The 16,020-nt window shown below is 57.0% G+C and carries 29 protein-coding genes and 1 tRNA gene; 21 read left to right on the top strand and 9 right to left on the bottom strand.

Going from position 1 to position 16,020, the window contains the following annotated elements; genetic code table 11:
- Positions 1 to 711: IS30 family transposase (locus ADB08_RS11340; RefSeq protein WP_049170654.1), on the top strand; the 711-nt coding region annotated here is incomplete at its 5' end.
- A gap of 133 nt (positions 712 to 844) precedes the next feature.
- Here ADB08_RS11340 and ADB08_RS05180 read toward each other — a convergent pair.
- A tRNA-His gene (locus tag ADB08_RS05180) sits at positions 845 to 920 on the bottom strand.
- Between the two features lie 142 nt (positions 921 to 1,062).
- On the bottom strand, positions 1,063 to 1,716 hold the full coding sequence (orn, locus tag ADB08_RS05175) for an oligoribonuclease (RefSeq protein WP_016422281.1): 654 nt from the start codon (positions 1,714 to 1,716) through the stop codon (positions 1,063 to 1,065).
- Between orn and ADB08_RS05170 the strand changes: the two genes are divergently transcribed.
- Together ADB08_RS05170 and ADB08_RS05165 are read left to right on the top strand one after the other, a co-directional pair.
- Positions 1,715 to 1,903: a hypothetical protein gene (locus tag ADB08_RS05170; RefSeq protein ID WP_042388509.1), complete on the top strand. Its 189-nt coding sequence runs from the start codon at positions 1,715 to 1,717 to the stop codon at positions 1,901 to 1,903. The genes orn and ADB08_RS05170 overlap by 2 nt on opposite strands.
- Positions 1,904 to 1,998: 95 nt before the next feature.
- A complete protein-coding gene (locus tag ADB08_RS05165) occupies positions 1,999 to 2,643 on the top strand; it encodes a TetR/AcrR family transcriptional regulator (RefSeq protein WP_016422282.1) in 645 nt (214 codons plus the stop codon).
- A 152-nt stretch (positions 2,644 to 2,795) separates the two neighbouring features.
- Here ADB08_RS05165 and ADB08_RS05160 read toward each other — a convergent pair whose 3' ends face one another.
- From ADB08_RS05160 to ADB08_RS05135, 6 genes are all read right to left on the bottom strand, one after another.
- The gene (locus tag ADB08_RS05160) at positions 2,796 to 3,824 is read right to left on the bottom strand and encodes a tyrosine-type recombinase/integrase (RefSeq protein WP_239660024.1); all 1,029 of its coding nucleotides are present in this window, start codon (positions 3,822 to 3,824) and stop codon (positions 2,796 to 2,798) included.
- Between the two features lie 162 nt (positions 3,825 to 3,986).
- A complete protein-coding gene (locus ADB08_RS05155) occupies positions 3,987 to 4,400 on the bottom strand; it encodes a hypothetical protein (protein WP_049171500.1) in 414 nt (137 codons plus the stop codon).
- Positions 4,401 to 4,592: 192 nt separating this feature from the next.
- Positions 4,593 to 5,381 carry a hypothetical protein gene (locus tag ADB08_RS05150; protein ID WP_049171498.1) on the bottom strand — a complete coding sequence of 263 codons (789 nt, stop codon included), beginning with the start codon at positions 5,379 to 5,381 and terminating at the stop codon, positions 4,593 to 4,595.
- Positions 5,378 to 5,764, bottom strand: a complete 387-nt coding sequence (locus ADB08_RS05145) for an ImmA/IrrE family metallo-endopeptidase (protein WP_239660023.1) — start codon at positions 5,762 to 5,764, stop codon at positions 5,378 to 5,380. The genes ADB08_RS05150 and ADB08_RS05145 overlap by 4 nt, the downstream gene beginning before the upstream one ends.
- Complete coding sequence (locus ADB08_RS05140; protein ID WP_049171493.1) at positions 5,754 to 6,230, bottom strand: hypothetical protein; 477 nt, start codon at positions 6,228 to 6,230, stop codon at positions 5,754 to 5,756. Before ADB08_RS05140 ends, ADB08_RS05145 begins: the two co-directional genes overlap by 11 nt.
- A 179-nt stretch (positions 6,231 to 6,409) precedes the next feature.
- Positions 6,410 to 6,733: a hypothetical protein gene (locus tag ADB08_RS05135; protein WP_049171492.1), complete on the bottom strand. Its 324-nt coding sequence runs from the start codon at positions 6,731 to 6,733 to the stop codon at positions 6,410 to 6,412.
- Between the two features lie 76 nt (positions 6,734 to 6,809).
- Here ADB08_RS05135 and ADB08_RS11620 point away from each other — a divergent pair, with 76 nt between their 5' ends.
- From ADB08_RS11620 to ADB08_RS11885, 4 genes are all read left to right on the top strand, one after another.
- Positions 6,810 to 7,037 carry an XRE family transcriptional regulator gene (locus ADB08_RS11620; RefSeq protein WP_152682211.1) on the top strand — a complete coding sequence of 76 codons (228 nt, stop codon included), beginning with the start codon at positions 6,810 to 6,812 and terminating at the stop codon, positions 7,035 to 7,037.
- A gap of 72 nt (positions 7,038 to 7,109) precedes the next feature.
- Positions 7,110 to 8,150, top strand: a complete 1,041-nt coding sequence (locus tag ADB08_RS05125; protein ID WP_065421652.1) for a phage antirepressor — start codon at positions 7,110 to 7,112, stop codon at positions 8,148 to 8,150.
- A 4-nt stretch (positions 8,151 to 8,154) separates the two neighbouring features.
- Positions 8,155 to 8,313, top strand: a complete 159-nt coding sequence (locus ADB08_RS11590) for a hypothetical protein (protein WP_161798514.1) — start codon at positions 8,155 to 8,157, stop codon at positions 8,311 to 8,313.
- Between the two features lie 137 nt (positions 8,314 to 8,450).
- Positions 8,451 to 8,657: an HNH endonuclease gene (locus ADB08_RS11885; protein ID WP_152682210.1), complete on the top strand. Its 207-nt coding sequence runs from the start codon at positions 8,451 to 8,453 to the stop codon at positions 8,655 to 8,657.
- A gap of 559 nt (positions 8,658 to 9,216) precedes the next feature.
- Here the strand turns inward: ADB08_RS11885 and ADB08_RS05120 are convergent.
- Positions 9,217 to 9,696, bottom strand: a complete 480-nt coding sequence (locus tag ADB08_RS05120; RefSeq protein WP_049171487.1) for a hypothetical protein — start codon at positions 9,694 to 9,696, stop codon at positions 9,217 to 9,219.
- An 85-nt stretch (positions 9,697 to 9,781) separates the two neighbouring features.
- Here ADB08_RS05120 and ADB08_RS11330 point away from each other — a divergent pair, with 85 nt between their 5' ends.
- From ADB08_RS11330 to ADB08_RS11160, 14 genes are all read left to right on the top strand, one after another.
- On the top strand, positions 9,782 to 9,991 hold the full coding sequence (locus tag ADB08_RS11330; protein ID WP_080971487.1) for a helix-turn-helix domain-containing protein: 210 nt from the start codon (positions 9,782 to 9,784) through the stop codon (positions 9,989 to 9,991).
- A complete protein-coding gene (locus ADB08_RS05115; RefSeq protein ID WP_049171485.1) occupies positions 9,988 to 10,203 on the top strand; it encodes a hypothetical protein in 216 nt (71 codons plus the stop codon). Before ADB08_RS11330 ends, ADB08_RS05115 begins: the two co-directional genes overlap by 4 nt.
- A complete protein-coding gene (locus tag ADB08_RS05110) occupies positions 10,200 to 10,706 on the top strand; it encodes a hypothetical protein (RefSeq protein ID WP_049171483.1) in 507 nt (168 codons plus the stop codon). The genes ADB08_RS05115 and ADB08_RS05110 overlap by 4 nt, the downstream gene beginning before the upstream one ends.
- Positions 10,707 to 10,840: 134 nt before the next feature.
- On the top strand, positions 10,841 to 11,158 hold the full coding sequence (locus tag ADB08_RS05105; RefSeq protein WP_152682209.1) for a hypothetical protein: 318 nt from the start codon (positions 10,841 to 10,843) through the stop codon (positions 11,156 to 11,158).
- Positions 11,159 to 11,364: 206 nt separating this feature from the next.
- Entirely contained in the window at positions 11,365 to 11,580 is a 216-nt protein-coding gene (locus ADB08_RS05100) for a hypothetical protein (protein WP_152682208.1), read from the top strand.
- Positions 11,577 to 11,714, top strand: coding sequence for a hypothetical protein (locus ADB08_RS11585; protein ID WP_161798513.1), 138 nt, complete (start codon positions 11,577 to 11,579; stop codon positions 11,712 to 11,714). The genes ADB08_RS05100 and ADB08_RS11585 overlap by 4 nt, the downstream gene beginning before the upstream one ends.
- A gap of 10 nt (positions 11,715 to 11,724) precedes the next feature.
- Positions 11,725 to 12,609 (top strand): YqaJ viral recombinase family protein, encoded by an 885-nt coding sequence (locus ADB08_RS05095; RefSeq protein WP_049171474.1) that lies wholly within the window; start codon positions 11,725 to 11,727, stop codon positions 12,607 to 12,609.
- A complete protein-coding gene (locus ADB08_RS05090) occupies positions 12,602 to 13,099 on the top strand; it encodes a hypothetical protein (RefSeq protein ID WP_049171472.1) in 498 nt (165 codons plus the stop codon). The genes ADB08_RS05095 and ADB08_RS05090 overlap by 8 nt, the downstream gene beginning before the upstream one ends.
- The gene (locus ADB08_RS05085; protein ID WP_049171471.1) at positions 13,083 to 13,457 is read left to right on the top strand and encodes a hypothetical protein; all 375 of its coding nucleotides are present in this window, start codon (positions 13,083 to 13,085) and stop codon (positions 13,455 to 13,457) included. The genes ADB08_RS05090 and ADB08_RS05085 overlap by 17 nt, the downstream gene beginning before the upstream one ends.
- Before the next feature lie 8 nt (positions 13,458 to 13,465).
- A complete protein-coding gene (locus tag ADB08_RS11825; protein ID WP_080971486.1) occupies positions 13,466 to 13,777 on the top strand; it encodes an HNH endonuclease in 312 nt (103 codons plus the stop codon).
- 43 nt (positions 13,778 to 13,820) lie between these two features.
- Positions 13,821 to 14,252, top strand: a complete 432-nt coding sequence (locus ADB08_RS05080) for a single-stranded DNA-binding protein (protein ID WP_161798512.1) — start codon at positions 13,821 to 13,823, stop codon at positions 14,250 to 14,252.
- Complete coding sequence (locus ADB08_RS05075) at positions 14,252 to 14,578, top strand: hypothetical protein (protein ID WP_049171466.1); 327 nt, start codon at positions 14,252 to 14,254, stop codon at positions 14,576 to 14,578. Before ADB08_RS05080 ends, ADB08_RS05075 begins: the two co-directional genes overlap by 1 nt.
- 484 nt (positions 14,579 to 15,062) lie before the next feature.
- A complete protein-coding gene (locus ADB08_RS11480) occupies positions 15,063 to 15,497 on the top strand; it encodes a hypothetical protein (RefSeq protein ID WP_152682207.1) in 435 nt (144 codons plus the stop codon).
- Positions 15,494 to 15,940, top strand: coding sequence for a hypothetical protein (locus ADB08_RS11160; protein WP_053087313.1), 447 nt, complete (start codon positions 15,494 to 15,496; stop codon positions 15,938 to 15,940). Before ADB08_RS11480 ends, ADB08_RS11160 begins: the two co-directional genes overlap by 4 nt.
- The last annotated feature ends 80 nt before the right edge of the window (positions 15,941 to 16,020 follow it).

Here is a 16,020-nt window from a genome sequence, read left to right as displayed (position 1 = left end):
GATAATACGTCCATGACTATTAGCCACGAGTCGATTTACCAGGCCCTTTACGTACAAGGGGCAGGCAGCTTGCGCAAAGAACTTGTGTTTGAAAAGTCCTGCCGGACTACCCGGCCAGGGCGTAAACCCCGCTCGCTTTTAGCCGGGGTGCCCAAGCCACGTGGAAAACGCTGGACTCATGATGCCAATATTTCACTTCGCCCAGCCGAAGCCAATGATCGTGCGGTACCCGGTCATTGGGAAGGCGATTTGATTATTGGCGCAGATGGCACCAGTGCTTTAGCGACGTTGGTGGAACGCCGCAGCAGGTTTGTGCTGCTCGGCAGACTCGGCACTGACCATACTGCCGCCAGTGTCAATGAGGTGATGGTACGGATGATTCGTCGGCTCAAAGAGTCGATGGACACCACGATTTCGACGTTGACCTGGGATCAGGGAGTGGAGTTTGCCAAACACACCGAGTTTTCTGTCGCGGAGAATATCCAGGTGTTTTTCGCCGATCCGCATTCGCCGTGGCAGCGAGGTAGCAATGAGCGGATGAACCGGGATATCCGGTTTTATTTCCCCAAAGGCACCAACTTTACCGATGTCACCGACCAAGAGGTCGCCGAGGCGGAAGCATTGCTGAATAACCGGCCACGGGTAGTGCTCGACGGGTTAACTCCCCGGGAGGTAATCTCTGGTGTTATCCATGATGCAATGACCGCCTGACCCTACCGGGCCATTTTTGTCATAAACGCAGTCAGTAACTTGGATTGGCCCGCCGCCGCCAACCATAAACGCAGTTGCTAAGGCGGAAACACAAAAACCCTCGGCCCGGAAAAACCTGGCCGAGGGTTCTACTTGGGGTGACTGACGGGACTCGAACCCGCGACACCCAGGATCACAACCTGGTGCTCTACCAACTGAACTACAGTCACCATTACCGCATTAAAGGAGCTGTATTCTCAGCTCATCTCTGCAGCGAACTATATGGTAGCCCACAGTGGGCTGGAAACAAAAACAGCAGGTCAACCCGGATAAATTTGGGAAAGGGTGGGGTTTGGGTCGTCGTAAAGCGAGCTAGCCGCGAATCTCACCGTACTTTTCCGTCGATTCCTTGCTTGCGGCAGAAATAGCGTCGCCTTCGGGGCCGGGGTGGGGCAGAAGCATGGCGCGGCGGTAGTAGTCCAGCTCGCGGATCGACTCCTTGATATCTGCAAGAGCTCGGTGAGCGAGACCCTTTTCTGGAGCGCCCTTGAGGACCTGGGGGTACCAGCGGCGGGCAAGTTCCTTGAAGGAAGAGACATCAATCATGCGGTAGTGCAGGTGCTGGTCGAGCTCTGGCATGTAGCGGTGGATGAACTTGCGGTCGGAGGCAATCGAGTTGCCTGCCAGTGGGGCGGTGCGCGGCTCGGGAACCCACTGACGGATGTAGTCCAAAACAGCCTGTTCGGCGTCGGCGACATTAGTCTTGCTGTCGCGAATTTCCTGATCCAGGCCGGACTTCGCATGCATCTTGGTGACGAAATCATCCATCTGCGCCAATTCGGTCTCGGACGCGTGCACGACGATGTCCACGCCTTCCCCGAGGACGTTGAGGTTGGCATCGGTGACGAGAGCCGCGATTTCGACAATGACGTGGCGCTCGGGTTCGAGGCCCGTCATCTCACAGTCAATCCACACGATGCGGTCGAGCTCAGGGGAGAGCTGGAGGTCGGGATCGGGCTGAGCCATGATTTCACCTTTCGCTGAGATTCGGCATGATTCTGCAGTGCGCCTTATTTTGTGCCCGGACTGGGCTGTGGGGCACACGCTGACTACGCCCAGCTTAGCGATGTGGATTGTGCTGTGGTCGGGCGTGTGGATTGCCGTGTGGTTTGTGGAGCGAATTGTGGGGGAAACGAAATTAACTGGAAAGTAAGATCTTAGAATTGGACAACGGGGCATGAACTAAATCGACCTATTTGCCTGATAAAATTACTTCTGAGTTCGGATTCCAACGGGAGAAATAGTTACATGGATGAGACGAGGCGTGTTGGCGACGCTGCTCAAAGCACCACTGCGGCACAGAAACCATCCGTCGATGATGTCATCATTGCCGCTGCGCGCGAAAGCGTAATGACTGTGGGCTTGCGTAGGACTTCGATTGCAGAAATTGCTCGCAAGGCAGGAGTTTCGCGTCCGACCGTATATCGTCGATACGCTGACATTGGTGAGCTTCTGGGGGAAGTGACCAACCGCGAAATCCTGCACATGCTTGAGGGGCTCCGCTATGTCCCTGGCGATTCGCGCGCTCGCATGTTGCTGCGTATTCGAATCGTCGTTCAACGCATCATCGAAAGTGACTTTTTCCCTGGCCTGGTCAAGACAGATCCCGACCGTGTCTTAGAAGCGCTCACTGGAGAGATGAGCGATACACAGCTGGAAATTGTGGAGAAATTCATTCTCCCCGGTGTCCGTCACGGGCAGGAAGACGGCACTATTCGCGAGCACGATCCATATCTGCTGGCGCGCAACATTTACCGTCTGATTCAGACGATGGTGCTGGTGTGGCGCCCGGATGGCAAGGACGCGACGCTAGACAAGGAATCTGTCGAAGAGGTCGTCGACATGGTTGACCGCTACTTGCGCCCGGATCCTGCGGATAACAAGAAGAACTAAGAAGTAAAAACCCGCCTGCATCTGGTATAAAACCAGTTCAGGCGGGTTATTTTTGCGCCCCCAGAAGGATTCGAACCAAATGGGAAGACCCAAACTACCAGCATAAACGGGGGAAACGAAGGGCAATCCACGACATTCCCACGACATCTGAATTAGACCACTCCACGCAGCTGCTCATCCATCACATCCGCCACCGCATCCAAATCATCATCAAAAAGATCTGCATACGTGTCTAGCGTCATAGCCGCGCTCGCATGTCCAAGCTGAGATTGCACTACTTTCACTGACGCGCCAGACCCCACCATTAGTCCAGCGGCCACATGCCGCAGGCCATGCGGAGTAACATACGGGAACTTCTTGTTAGCCTTCATGACCCGTTCAAGATTCCCGTAATACCAATCCGGCGTCGATGGTGTCGGCAGTGGCCCACCATCACGCGCAGGCCACAGAAGCGCGTCCGGTAATTTATCCTTCAGCAGTGGCTCGAGCATCCGCATAACCTTTTTCGGCACTGCTACCGTGCGCTGCTCGTGCGTCTTTGGCGTTCCGATAATGACCTCACTGCCAACGGTGACAGCATTACGTTCAACACTGATACGCCGTTTGAGAACATTGACATCACGCACGCGTAGCGCTGCCGCTTCGCCCCACCGCAGACCGGTGGTTGCGAGCAGCCAGATGAGCTCAGGACGTTTGGAGTCTTTGGCTAGGGTCTTGACCTGCTCGGCGGTCAGGTACACCTTTTTCGCCTTCGGTTTACGCGGCAGGCGCACACCGCGCGCCGGATTAGAGGCCAGCACCCCGTCACCAACAGCGACATCGAGAACCTGCGCGAGACAAGCGTGCGCCTTCCTTACCGTCGACGCGCCAGCGCTGAACTCGGCCAGCCAGGTCTGCACGTCTGATCGTTTAATCCGGCCAATCTGCCACCCACCCCAGTACGGCTCCACATGCACTCGCCATGTGGATTCAGTGGTGCGATACGTCGACGGTTTGAGATGCGTCTGCGCCGCCAGCCATGAGGTGCCGAGGTCTTTCACGGTGCGACGCCGCTCAGTTTCCGGTGACCAGGTGCCACGGCCGATGTTGATCGTATTGGCTGCAGCCCATGCTTGTGCTTCGTCTTTGGTGCGGAAGCCTTGTTTGGTGCGGCTGGTGCCGTCTGGTGCGCGGTACTGCACCCTCCAGGCTGTCCCTTTTGCTTTCTTGTAGCGCTTAATGCTGGCCACTGCTAATCTCTTTCTTGTCGCTGGTTGGTTGAGCCACCCCCCCCGGTTCCCACGGCGGCACTTGTGGGGGCGCTCCCTGAATTGGTGTCGGGTCGAGCGCCCCCCCCCCTTTTGTTAGTCAGTGTCGCTGGTAGACAGGCTTGTTACCGTCGCCGGTAACGTCGTCGCGTCAAAATCACAGCGGAACTTCTGTGGCCACGGAATTAGCCGACCTGTCACGACTTCGATTTCGAACTCCATGTACCCGGTTGTTTCGCCCTGCTCGATGTAAGCGCTGTGCCTGCCCTCCCAGCCAACCGCGCGGTTCATGGACTCGTTGTTCCGTTCCAAGAGCTCGGTGTAACAGGCTTGTTTCCCGGCTTCGAAAAGCTGCTCTCGGGTCGGTTCGTCGTTGGTTCCCGGAATCGCGAAGATGATGCCGATGAATGCGACAATGGCGACTATGGCGGTTACTGGGATGACGAACCAAAGGCGCTTATAGAACGGTTTCTTAGTAGTCGGTTGTGTAGTGCGGTCTTCAAACGTCATGTTCTTTGTCTTTCGTACATGTCCCGCCAGACGGCGAGAAGGTGAGTGGTGGTACGGTAGGGCTGAATCCGGTGACAAGTCCTCCAGGGGAGGACTTCCTGCCCCGATAGGCGGGATAGCCGGTTTCGTCATGTCTATGGCATGCCGGGGCGCTCTCTAATGTCGTGCTGGGTCGAGTGCCCCCTTGTTTTTCTACCTGCGCTTACTAAACGGCGGTTCCAACTTCGACCTGGTCACAAAGTGGTGAACTACGAACGCCGCCTCGATGGCGAACAAGACCAGCCCGAAACCGAAAAAGCTAAAAAGCAAGAACGCAAAGTTAAATAGGAAAATGAGAAGCCACCACAGCATCATTGAGCCTCGACCAGGCTTCTCTAGACCTGACGCATCCTCACGGAAATGCTCGAGCACGCGATACGCCTGCCCAACAGTTAGATAGTCCATTCGTGGCGCGCGGTTATTCGGGAAGTGGTGCCCAATCTTCCCGCGCACGAATCCTCGCTGGAACGGGGTCGCGCGTTTTGATCCATCCGGCGCGAGTAGCACTTCCCAGTTCGCGGACTCCGCGGGAACTTCCGATGCTGCTGCCACGCGCTGCGTGGTTTCCAAATCTGGTGTGGTTGTGCCGTAGGTGCGCATTAGAAAATCGTCGTATTCTGCCTGCGCGATGAAGAGTTCTTCCGTGTCCAGCCGAACCGATGCGTAGAAGTCGTCCCAATCGTGGCATGTCCAAACGCGCGCTGGAACGTCTGCTGGCCCGTCGATGGTGCTGGCTAGCTCGGCGGCGTGCTCGATGTATCCGAGCGGGTGCTCGTCGTGGGTCACGTTGATTCTGTTGCCGTCGACAGTGAGTGTCGCGATGATTTCGAAAGCCTCTCCTGGGGTTGCGAAGTTGGATTCCGCGAGTGACTTCAGGTAGTCGAAATTCCTGGATTCGCCTTCAATGTCGGTGTCGAAGCGCGCTTCCTCTTCGGAGTTCATGACCGTGTCCTTTCGTAGGTGTCTCGCCAGACGGCAAGTAGGTGGGTGGTTACGCCAAGCTCACGGGCGATGGCTCCATCGTGAGCGCCGTAGAGCGCTTCCGCTGCGGCGTAGTCGGTGTGAGAGATGAGCATGTTCGCTGCCGTCATGTCGGCGGCGCGTTCCATGCGCTGGTCGAAATGTTGGATACCGGTCGGCACGTCACCTGTGAGCGCGTGCCCGAGTTCGTGCGCCAACGTGCAACGGTAGTTCGCGGCACGGAGGTCACTACGCAGGCTGATAGTCCTCGTGTGGTGGTGGTACCAGCCTTTGGGGCCACGGTCGTGGGTGGTGACGGTGACCCCTAGTTGGTCGGCTAGCTGGTGTAGGTCATCAGTCGTCAAACTCCGTGTTCTCCTCCTCGTGGTAGTCACTGTCATCGGCTACCGCGTCTTGAGGAATATCAGACCGAGCGGATTGCTTGTTCGAACGATGTTCGTCGAGGCTGGCGACTGGTGCTTCGGTGCCGTCGTAGTCGATGGCTTCGCCGGTGGGATCACCGAAGAGATTGAGGGCTTCCGGATCGGAACGACGGAGGATTTCGTCGAGAATCTGCTGATTACTCATGCGCCCGACCGAAACCTGCACGCTAATTTCCTTAACAGCCTGTAGTGATACGAAGCCCAGGTCAAGCAGTGACTTGATTTCATTAACCCCGTAGGCACGGGATATGGCAATGGCGTATTCAGCGGTTGTTTCGCCTTTTTTCTGGTGCCGTAGGAATGTCGCTTTCGATACGCCAGCACGGTCTGCTGCTTGGCTTGCGGTGGGGGAATCGGGAAGGCTTTTGAGCCAATCTTGAAGCGTCATAGGTTCATTATGAACCATATCCAAAAACCTGTCAAGCCCTGCATAAACAAACAGTTTGAATGGTCGAGGTTGACAATGAACCCAGCAAGGTTCATAATGAAATCACCGGCGCAGGGAAGCGGCCGGAGGAGACAGCCCCCAGTAGCGCCTTGGGTATGGAGCTACTGGAGGCACGTGACCTAGAGGAGGTCAGTATGAGCAACCGAATCAAGCAACTTGTTCGGATTCTCAAACGGACGGTAACCGTCAGGCCATCTAACGCTAACCGGCGTCGCGGTGGTGACCAGAACAGTCGCGTACCCGTCACTCTCAGTCCCCAGGTCCAAGAATCTGAAACCCGGGTCATCAATAAGAGCCGCGTTAATCAGAGCGACATAGAACTCCACCAATGCAGTCGGTGCAGTGAATGTCACAGGCCCAACGGTGAGAGTCGCCATGTTTTCACTGTCCGTACTACCGACGGCCTCCACGAACTCTTCCTTAGAGAGCTCAGAAAGAGACATTGAAAATCACCTCCTAACTGGGGAAGTGTCCCCGTAGGAAAGCTTAGTAAAGAAAGTGAAGCCCACTATGGAAACTATGTCGGCACCACGCTTTCGGGTGCGCCCGGGGGTGCTGGATCACATTATGCGCACCCGCCGACTGCAGACAGAAGAGCAGTTGGCGGCAGCTCTAGGCACCACTGTTGACCGGTTGCCGGACCTTCGTTCTGGAGCGCCGATTACAGCCAGGATGGCGCTACATATCGCCGCCCTGCAGGGGGACAGTGATTTCGTTGCCGGGTACTGCGAACCACTCGCCGCATAAGAAAAGCCCCTCGCTGGAACGAGGGGCAGAGCAGACCACAAAGGTCAAACACACACCAGAAAGGATACCACAATGAGTATCACCCCGTTCAACTTCCAAGGCAAGGAAGTTCGTGTCATTGCCGACAACCCAGAAAAGCCACTCTGGGTAGCGCGCGACGTAGCAACAGCGCTCGGATACAAGAACACCTCCGACGCAATTAAGCGTCACTGCAAGGGGGTCGCGAATCACTACCCCCTTCAGACTAGCGGCGGGACGCAGAATGTCCGCGTCATTGCCGAACCAGACCTCTACCGCCTGATTGTCGGCAGCGACCTGGACACAGCGCAGGAATTCGAGCGCATGGTGTTCGAAGAAGTCCTGCCGTCAATTCGCAAGCACGGCGCATACATGACCTCTGAAGCAATCGAAAAGGCGCTTACCAACCCAGACACCATTATCCAGCTCGCCACAACCCTCAAAGAAGAGCAGGCGCGGCGCGCGGAACTCGAAGCGCAGGCGAAGGTGGATGCCCCGAAGGTTCTGTTTGCTAACGCGGTCGCAACCGCCAAGACAGACATTCTTGTTGGCGACCTAGCCAAGATCCTTAAGGGCAATGGCATTGAGGTCGGTGCGAACCGACTGTTCAAGTGGATGCGCGAGAACGGCTTCCTCATTGCCCGTAAGGGGACGGATTGGAACATGCCGACGCAGAAGTCGATGGAGCTTGGCTTGTTTCGCGTGAAGGAGACCGTAATTCAGCACTCTGATGGTCATGTTGGCGTGAGTAAGACGTCGAAGGTGACCGGCAAGGGACAGGAGTACTTTGTCAGCCGGTTTTTGGACGGTCGATTCACAATTGACCGAAATGTGCTGACCGTCAATGGGGTTGAGTTCGACCTGGACGAAAAACTGACCGTCACAATGCGCGGTCGAGATGGGGAGCAGGGCAGGCAGGAAACGTTTCGCCTTGGCGCAGCGTCCAGTGCGGACATCTCTCATTACTTCCATGAAGTTCATGCGGGGAGTCATAAGCGATGGAGGGGCCGCGTTGATGACCTCGAGATGTTGGCGCGGGAGATTATCGCCCAGCGCGTGGCGTGCGTGCAGGACTTGAAGGATAAGGAGGTATAGCCAAATGACTGATTTTGACTACGAGGACGATATGACCCCGGAGGATCGTCGCGCCGCTGTGGAAGGTGCTCGGAAGATTGCTGCGGAGATGCGTGAGCACGGCTTTGAGACGTTCATGGAATGGGCTCAGTGGCGGTGGGCTAAGCAACAGGAGGAACAGTGAGTTTCTGCGAGTGGTGTGGAACTGAATTTGCCCAGCCTAAGCGCAGTAGGGGCAGGCAGAGGAAGTACTGCAAGAGGTCATGCAGGCAGCGCGCCTATGAGTCGCGGCGATATGGGATTGACGAGCTGTGGAACCAGATGAGGGGGGAACATCGTGACTGTTACCTCTGTGGCAAGCCGCTCGATTGGGCGGGAGGTCGAGATGAGATTTGCCTGGATCACAAGGTTGCGACTGTTCGTGGTGGTCGCACGAGTCCGGGGAATTGTAGGCCGGTTCATGTGCTCTGCAATTTGAGGAAGTCGGACAACTTGTTGCATCCGGATTTCTTTCGTCAGTCAGCGTAGTGATGCTGTGCAGCCCTTGAGGTAGTCAGGCCTCCGTGGTTGGTTCGACGCCATCCGTGGGCGCTGGAAATAGAACATGTGTTCGGTTTCCGTTTGTTATTTGAAGAATTTCATAGGTCGGTGCTGATACTGGCGCGTCGAGCATGGTGTGTAGATTGCGATGACCCGCGCAAGCCGGAGGGCAGGAACCCAGGTGATGTACCTGGAGGTAACGCGCGCCGACCATAAATAAAAGTACTCAGAGGTCTTGAAGATGGTTGCCCTGTTTTGGCTCGACAACGGAAGCGAGGGGCGCGGGTTCGACTCCCGCCAAGACCACTAGGGCGCGTCAACGTCACCGCCAGGCAGCCCCCCTTTTTTTCCTTGCTTTCAAGGGGGATGGGTTGAGGACCGTCAGCCACGCCTGCGCGCCCTACCAAAAACGACACACAAAAGGAGACACAATTGACCTTCTCCGCGTTCGTCCTCGGAGTCAGCATTTTCGCGCTCGTATGCTCAATCTTCGCAGCAGCCTACACATCCCTGTGTAACTACCTCATCGAATGGGACGCCGATTACATCAGTGCTTACCGCGAGTTATCGCGTTCAGGATCGATGAACGCTCTGACAGAGAAGGAGCAGTCCATTCTACGGCGGGGGCGGGCTCCAACCATTCAAGAGTTACTGTTTCGTCGTCCGTGGGGTTCCAAGAAATCTTGATGTCAATCACTGGCTTCTGATAGGCCCCGTGCGCTACGAGCAACACGGCCTCGCCAGGACGGATGTTCAGGGGCTCATCGTCGCGTAGCACCTTCTGGTAAACCGCGGCAGTCTCAATGTTCACATTGAGAGCTCCGACTGTTCCAGTGTTACGGACAATGTATTCGCCATCTTTTGGCTGCCGTACCGACCATGAGTACCGGCGTTCGTCGACTGTTCGTTGTGCTGCGTCAGCGCTGCGTTCGGCCTCCTTCTTAGAGCCGTGCGACGAGTACGCAGACCAGGCTGAGACTGCCAGTGCGCACACTGCGACTACGAGAGCAAGCCAATCAACGAGCATTCTTTTCAACTTTCAAAACTCGCCCCTCGTCCCTGCTGCAACCAGGAAACGAGGGGCTTCTTTTACTACCTAGAGAGGGGTAGCAATGAAAACTTTATCAGGGGTTACGTACCTATCTCCGGATGAGTTCGCGGAGGCTGCGAACTGTCACCCAGAAACTGTCCGCAAGGCCTGTAGACGCCGTGAGATTCCGGGGGCGACGCAGCGCACTCGACGGGGCCGTTGGAAGATTCCAGCGTCCAGCGTGCCCGCTTTTGCCCGCGGCCTGGAGTTCTACGGCGGTGATGCAGCATGAGCCAGCATGATGACCTTTTCGACCTGGTGGATGCGTGTGATTTGCGTGTGCCGGATAAGCGGGTGATTGATGAGCGCCCGGATTTGTTGGAGCTGTATACGCGGCGTCCGCGTCGTATCGAGCCGCGTGGAATCAAGTGGGATTGGGCAGCAACCGCGCTGTGTCTCACCTTCGGGACGCTTATCTTCATGGCACTGGTGATGTGCCTGTGAGCCACCAAATCGTGGAGATGTCGGACGGCACGTTCCGAATCGCAGTAGACGGCAAACGCAAAGACCTCACACAGTACCGGACAAGACAGAACGCTACCGAAGCTGCAGCGTCTATTCCGACTGCTGATGAGATGCGCGCGCACTACGAGACACTGCGGGCTAGCGGAGTGACCGTGTCTGCGGTCGCTGCCCACATTGACGTCAGCTACAAGCACGTGTGGCAGATCGTGAATGGCTGGTCGGCTGCGGTTGAGAGACGCAAGCGGTTCATGGAGATGGCAGTCCCGGAGAGCGGGCGTGCCGGAGAAAAAGGCGTGCTGGATGGATTGACCGACCAGGAACTCGACGAAATCAGCGAGGAATACGTGTTCGCCCGCACACAGCTGCGTCAGCCTACGGAGTGGGTGAAGCGTTGGCTACAGCGGTCGTACCCGCAGCTGACAGATGAGATGTTTCTGGTAATCGCCAGGACTGCGTTTCACCGGGTGAGGAGGGAAATATGAGCCGACAAAGAACCTGCATTATCCCCGGCTGCAATGCCCTTCCCGCCTATAAGGGCAAATGCACTTATCACCTCGGGTTCGTCATGGACGGCGACTCGACTGGTCGGCATAAACGCATGAGAAAGGAGACTCCGATGCCTAGACAGTTTCAGTTCTTCGACGCACCTCCACGGCGCGTTGTTGCCCGGAAGCAGCTTGAAGGCGGGCTGCTGGAGTTCGCGGAGGCGTTGCAAGCGAATCCTGGCAGGTGGGCGCAGTGCCCACCGGATCTTATCGATGATGATTTTGGGAGGTTGAGCCAGGGGGACAAGGAACGTGCTGTCGCGCGTATGGCTCGCGCTATCTCGAAGGGTGTGGCGTGGCGGCGTGATGGTGGGGTTTTTAAGGTGTCGAAGTCTGGTTTTCAGGTGTGGGCTTCGTGGCTGCCGGACGGGGAGGTGGCGGGTGCTTAGGGTTGTGACGGCTGATTGCTTTAAACGCTTGGATACGGTGCGGAAACCTGTTCTTCGGCAGGAGGTTCCAGCGTCGAAAGTCAGGTTTGAGTACCGGCAACTGTGCCGCCAGGTGTCACCAACGCTCGCCAAATTCCGCCTGTGTGAGCACTACGGTTTCGAGCCGTGGGAGGTGTCCGCGATCTTGTACTCGCCGGGTGATGGCCGTGGCTGAGCGGATGTCCGGGGTGCGTTATCGGGCGTTGCACAATATCGATAAGTGGGGGACGTTGCCTTACATCCGTGGCCTGGACGTTAACCGTCTGGTGGATGCATGGCTGGTTGAGCGTGTCGGTTCTGGCCGGTCGTACCAGCTGACGATGTGGGGGAAGGTAGCGCTGGAAGAGGAACGGAGATTACGTGAGCAGGAGGGTAGTAGATGAGTGCTGAGTTTCCGGAGGTTCGGCCACCTGAGGGCCGGACGTATCCGGAGGATGGTTTGAGCGCTGTGGCTGTTGGCTGCGGCGCTTTGTTGTTGGTTGTGGTCGCTGTGTTTGCTGCGGCCACTTTGTTTTAAGGACGGATAGATGAAGATTTTGAGGTTTGAGTCTGAGGATGAGTGGCTTGCTGCTCGACGCCAATATGTGACTGCGACGATGATCGCGCGTCTTGCGCAGTCGCGGTCGGAGTGGCAGCGCGTATGGGACGAGCGGGAACACGGTTCCAGCTTCCACGGCAATCGCTACACCGACTGGGGTAAAGACCGGGAACCAAATATTGCCGCATATATCCAGATGTTCGGCGATTCCCGGTTTGAGCGCAACGAAGCCTTGTTTGTCCATGAGGATGGTGTGAGCGCTGCAACCCCGGACATGGTGCTTGATGATGAAGGCGACCTCATGCTGGCGGAGATTAAGACCGTCAAGGCGGAGCTCGCTTGGTCGCGTCCGCCTGCTGGTTCTCATCCGCGTGATTTCATTCCGGCGAAGTATTACGACCAGGTGCAGTGGCAGTTGTTTGTGACGGGCGCGCATAGGTGCGTGTTCGCGTGGGAGCCGCATGATGATTTCTTCCCGCAGCAGATTGAGTGGTGCCTAATCGAGCGTGACGCTGATCGTGTGCGTGAGCTCTGCCAGATTCGTGATGAGTTTTTGGCGGGGGATTGGCGCGATGATGCGCGACCCGATGTGTCCAGTATCCTCCGCAGGCTGCATGAGGTGCGGTTGATGAAACGCCCGCTAGATGAAGAAGAACAGGAACTCCTCGATGAGCTCCGTGAGTGCCTGGGTGATGAGGACACGGCGTTTGAGGACGCTGGGCTCAAGGTTTCCTGGACGCTCCCGAAGCCTCGTAAGACCTGGCAGAAGAAAGCATTTGAGGAAGCGCACCCTGATTTGGTGGCCGAGTTCACTAAGGAAGTTCCGGCTAAGAAGAGGACGCTTCGCGTCACGGAGGTAAAGACCGATGCCTAAGTTCAATCCGCAAGACTATTCGACTGTCGATGAGCGCCTACGACTGTTCTGGTCCGAGAACCCGAACGGGCGCATCAGCACCGACCCGACGCATATTGAGGGAGAGATTGGGGCGACGCGGTGGGTTGTCCGAGCGGAGGTGTATCGGGACGCTACCCAGTCGGAGCCGACTGCGACCGGCTACGCCTTCGAGGTGGATGGTACCGGCATGGCGAACCAGTCCAGCGCGCTTGAGAACTGTGAAACGTCCGCTATCGGACGCGCATTGGCTAACGCTGGCTACTCGGGTGATAAGCGGGCGAACCGGCAGGAGATGATGAAGGCCTTCGTGGTGCAGGCACGCGCTGAGATTGCGCAGGCCACGACGAAGGAGCAGCTTCAGGACTTGTGGCGGCAGGCCAGCGCTGCGGGCGCTCTGGATGCGCTTAAGGCGGAGATTGAGGCGAAGGTCGCGGAGTTGAACGGAGCGGGCAATGAGCCAGCCGGATAATTTCGAGCCACTTAACCCGGTGCAGGTTGAGCACCACCTCAGGGAACTGTCGAATCGGATTGCTAAGGGCGTGCGGTACGTGTCTGAGCGTCAGTATGAGTTCGATGAGAAAGAGCGCCTGTATAAAAAGGCGTTCGCTATTGCGTTTACGACGTCGGACGGAAGTGTTGAGGATCGTAAGCAGCATGCGGTGTTGGCGACTGGGGATGCGTGTGAGGCGCGTGACGTGGCTAAGGCCAGCCTGGACTACGCCAAGGATTTGGTGAAGTCGTACAGGGACGAGATGTCGTCGTATCAGACGATTAGTGCGATGGTGCGGGCGATGTACTCAACAGCCGGGCGGGGTGAAGGCGCGTGAGTGAGCGTATGCCGCAGGAGGTTGTGGACGCGGTTCACGCCAGGGCTGGGTATGCGTGCGAGGCGATGGTTCCCCCGGTGTGTACTGGCGCTGGTGAGCATTTGCATCATCGGCAGTTGCGGAGCCAAGGCGGGGAGCACACGGCCAATAATGTCGTTGCTATCTGTAGCGCATGCCATGAGTGGGCGCACCGCAACCCCAGACAGGCGGAGGCGCGCGGGCTGATAGTCCGCAGCATGCATGACCCGGACACTACGAAAGCCCGATATAGGAACGGGGGTTATGTCCTACTTGCAGACGTTGACCCTGAACATTACTGACCAGCAAAGCGCTGGTCATTTTTCATTTGAAGGAGAAGTAACCATGAAGAGCATCAATCATATTGTTGTCGATGGCAACGCGGTAGCGGATGCGGAACTGTTCGTCACCAAGACCGGAATTAGCATCTGCAAGTTCCGGCTTGCCCATAACCACAGGAAGAAGAACCAGCAGACAGGCCAGTGGGAGACAACAAACACGTCGTTCTGGAACGTGTCATACCTCGGCAACGACGCGGAGGCGCTGGTGTCGCAGATCAAGAAGGGCGCTCGCTGGCAGGTGGCGGGGCAGGTGGAGATTGAGCAGTGGGAAGACCGTGAGGGGAATAGGCAGCGGACTCCGAGCATTAAGGCTGATGTTGTGACGGAGGTTCCGAGTTTGCGTCCGAATGGTGCTGTGAATGGCGCTCCGGCGCGTGACCCGTGGAATAGTGCCCCGCAGGGCGGGTTCCCGCAGAACGAGCAGCCCCCGTTCTAATGGACTACAACGAATTCCCTAACGCCAGGTACCCGGCACCCGACCACCTCGAGGATGGCAGGCCGGACTACCTGGACGAAGGGCTGAAAAGCATTCTCAACTCAGCGAAAACCGACGAAGAGCGCTTGGCTTACCTCGAGATGGCCATGATGAAAATCTTCGGCCCGAAGCCAGCTGAGTACATCAACCAAGTTGTGAAATCTAAGAAGGGCACGGTAGTCCTCCGGTCGCCAACGCAAGCTGAAGACACGATGGCGGCGCGTGGATATTTGATTGCCCTTCAGCAACAAGATCATAGAGGAAGCGATTCTGATGCCTCGCATTAGGACGATTAAACCTGAGTTTTGGTCGAGCCCTGGGGTGGCGAAGATGAGTCCGCTTGCCAGGTTGACTTTTATTGGGATGTGGAATTGGGCGGATGATGCTGGGCGGGGGACGTATAACCCTCGTGAGTTGATGGGTTTCATCTTCCCGAATGACTACGAAATGACAGTCGCGGAATTTGCGCAACTATGCGCGGAAATTGAGCGGCATGTAGCGGTAATTTTTTACAAGGTCGCGGATAGGGGTTTTTACTACATCCCGTCGTGGAAAAAGCATCAATCGAAGTACGCGAAGATGCAGGCCTCGAAATTCCCCGCTCCGGATGATGGCGTGAGAATCAATCCGGTAAACATGCAGGTCATTGACGGTGTAGCGGAAAGTAGCGGAAATTCCGCAACTATGCGCGGAAATTCGGGCGATAGTAGCGGAGATTCGGCTATAGGAACAGGGGAACAGGGGAACAGGGGAACAGGGGAACAGATATATATGTCCGAAACAAGTTCGGACGTGGTTGCAACCCCCAAACCACCTACGAAGCCAGCCCCGAAAAGGAACGCCTACCCACCCGCCTTCGAAGCGTGGTGGAGCGCCTACCCACGCCACCGCAACGCATCGAAGAAACAAGCACTCGAGTCATGGCGGAAAGCCACCAAGCAGATACCGCCAGCCGAACTGCAGTCGTTGACCGAGCGCTACGCGGCGACTCACGGCATCCCTGATGAGTCCAAGATCCCGCATCCGACTACGTGGCTGAATCAGTGCCGTTGGGAAACCGTGGATGCGACAGACAAGCCAGCAGCGCCACGCACCCCGATGGACAACAACACCATTGAAGCCTGGCTAGGCGAACCAATCAACGAACCAGACTTCGTAGACGCGGAGTTCTGGGAACACACCAGCATTGAGGAGGCTGGACAATGACCCCCGATGAAAAGAAGAGGCTCGCTGCGATTGTTCTGCAGCGTGGCAAGAACCTGGCCCCTGACCGGTTTGTGGCTCCGAGTCCTGCTGTCACTGAGGCCTGGGGTGACGCTTTGGGGACGGTGAACATCCCGGTCGAGATTTGGTTAGAGGCGGTTGTGTTCTGGGCGATGCATGACCGTAGTGAGCGGATGGCGAAGCCGAGTGACATTGTCGCTGCTGCGCGTGATGTCCGTGACCGTTGGGAGCGCGACCCGCAGCGCCGGCAGCTACTCGAGCAGTACAGGCTGGCGCGTCGTGAAGCCCGAGACGCGGCACTCGAGCGCGGGGAACTCCGGCAGGTACGCACGATGCCGTCGATTGATGGTGTGCGGTGGCCGAATGGGGATGAGCAGCGGCGTGATGTGGCTGTGGGGGAGTTGGGGCGTGGTAGTGGCGCATGAGCCGTCTTGAAGCTTTGTGGTGGGGGTTTTGGATCGTGCCACCCACTACTGCGAAGGAGCACCGGGCGTGGCGCACCTTG

The sequence above is a fragment of the Corynebacterium sp. 239_CJEI genome (assembly GCF_001055995.1).
Classification (GTDB): Bacteria; Actinomycetota; Actinomycetes; order Mycobacteriales; family Mycobacteriaceae; genus Corynebacterium; species Corynebacterium jeikeium_D.
Note: the sequence above shows the minus strand (reverse complement) of the source record. Positions and strands in the feature narration are given on the sequence as shown.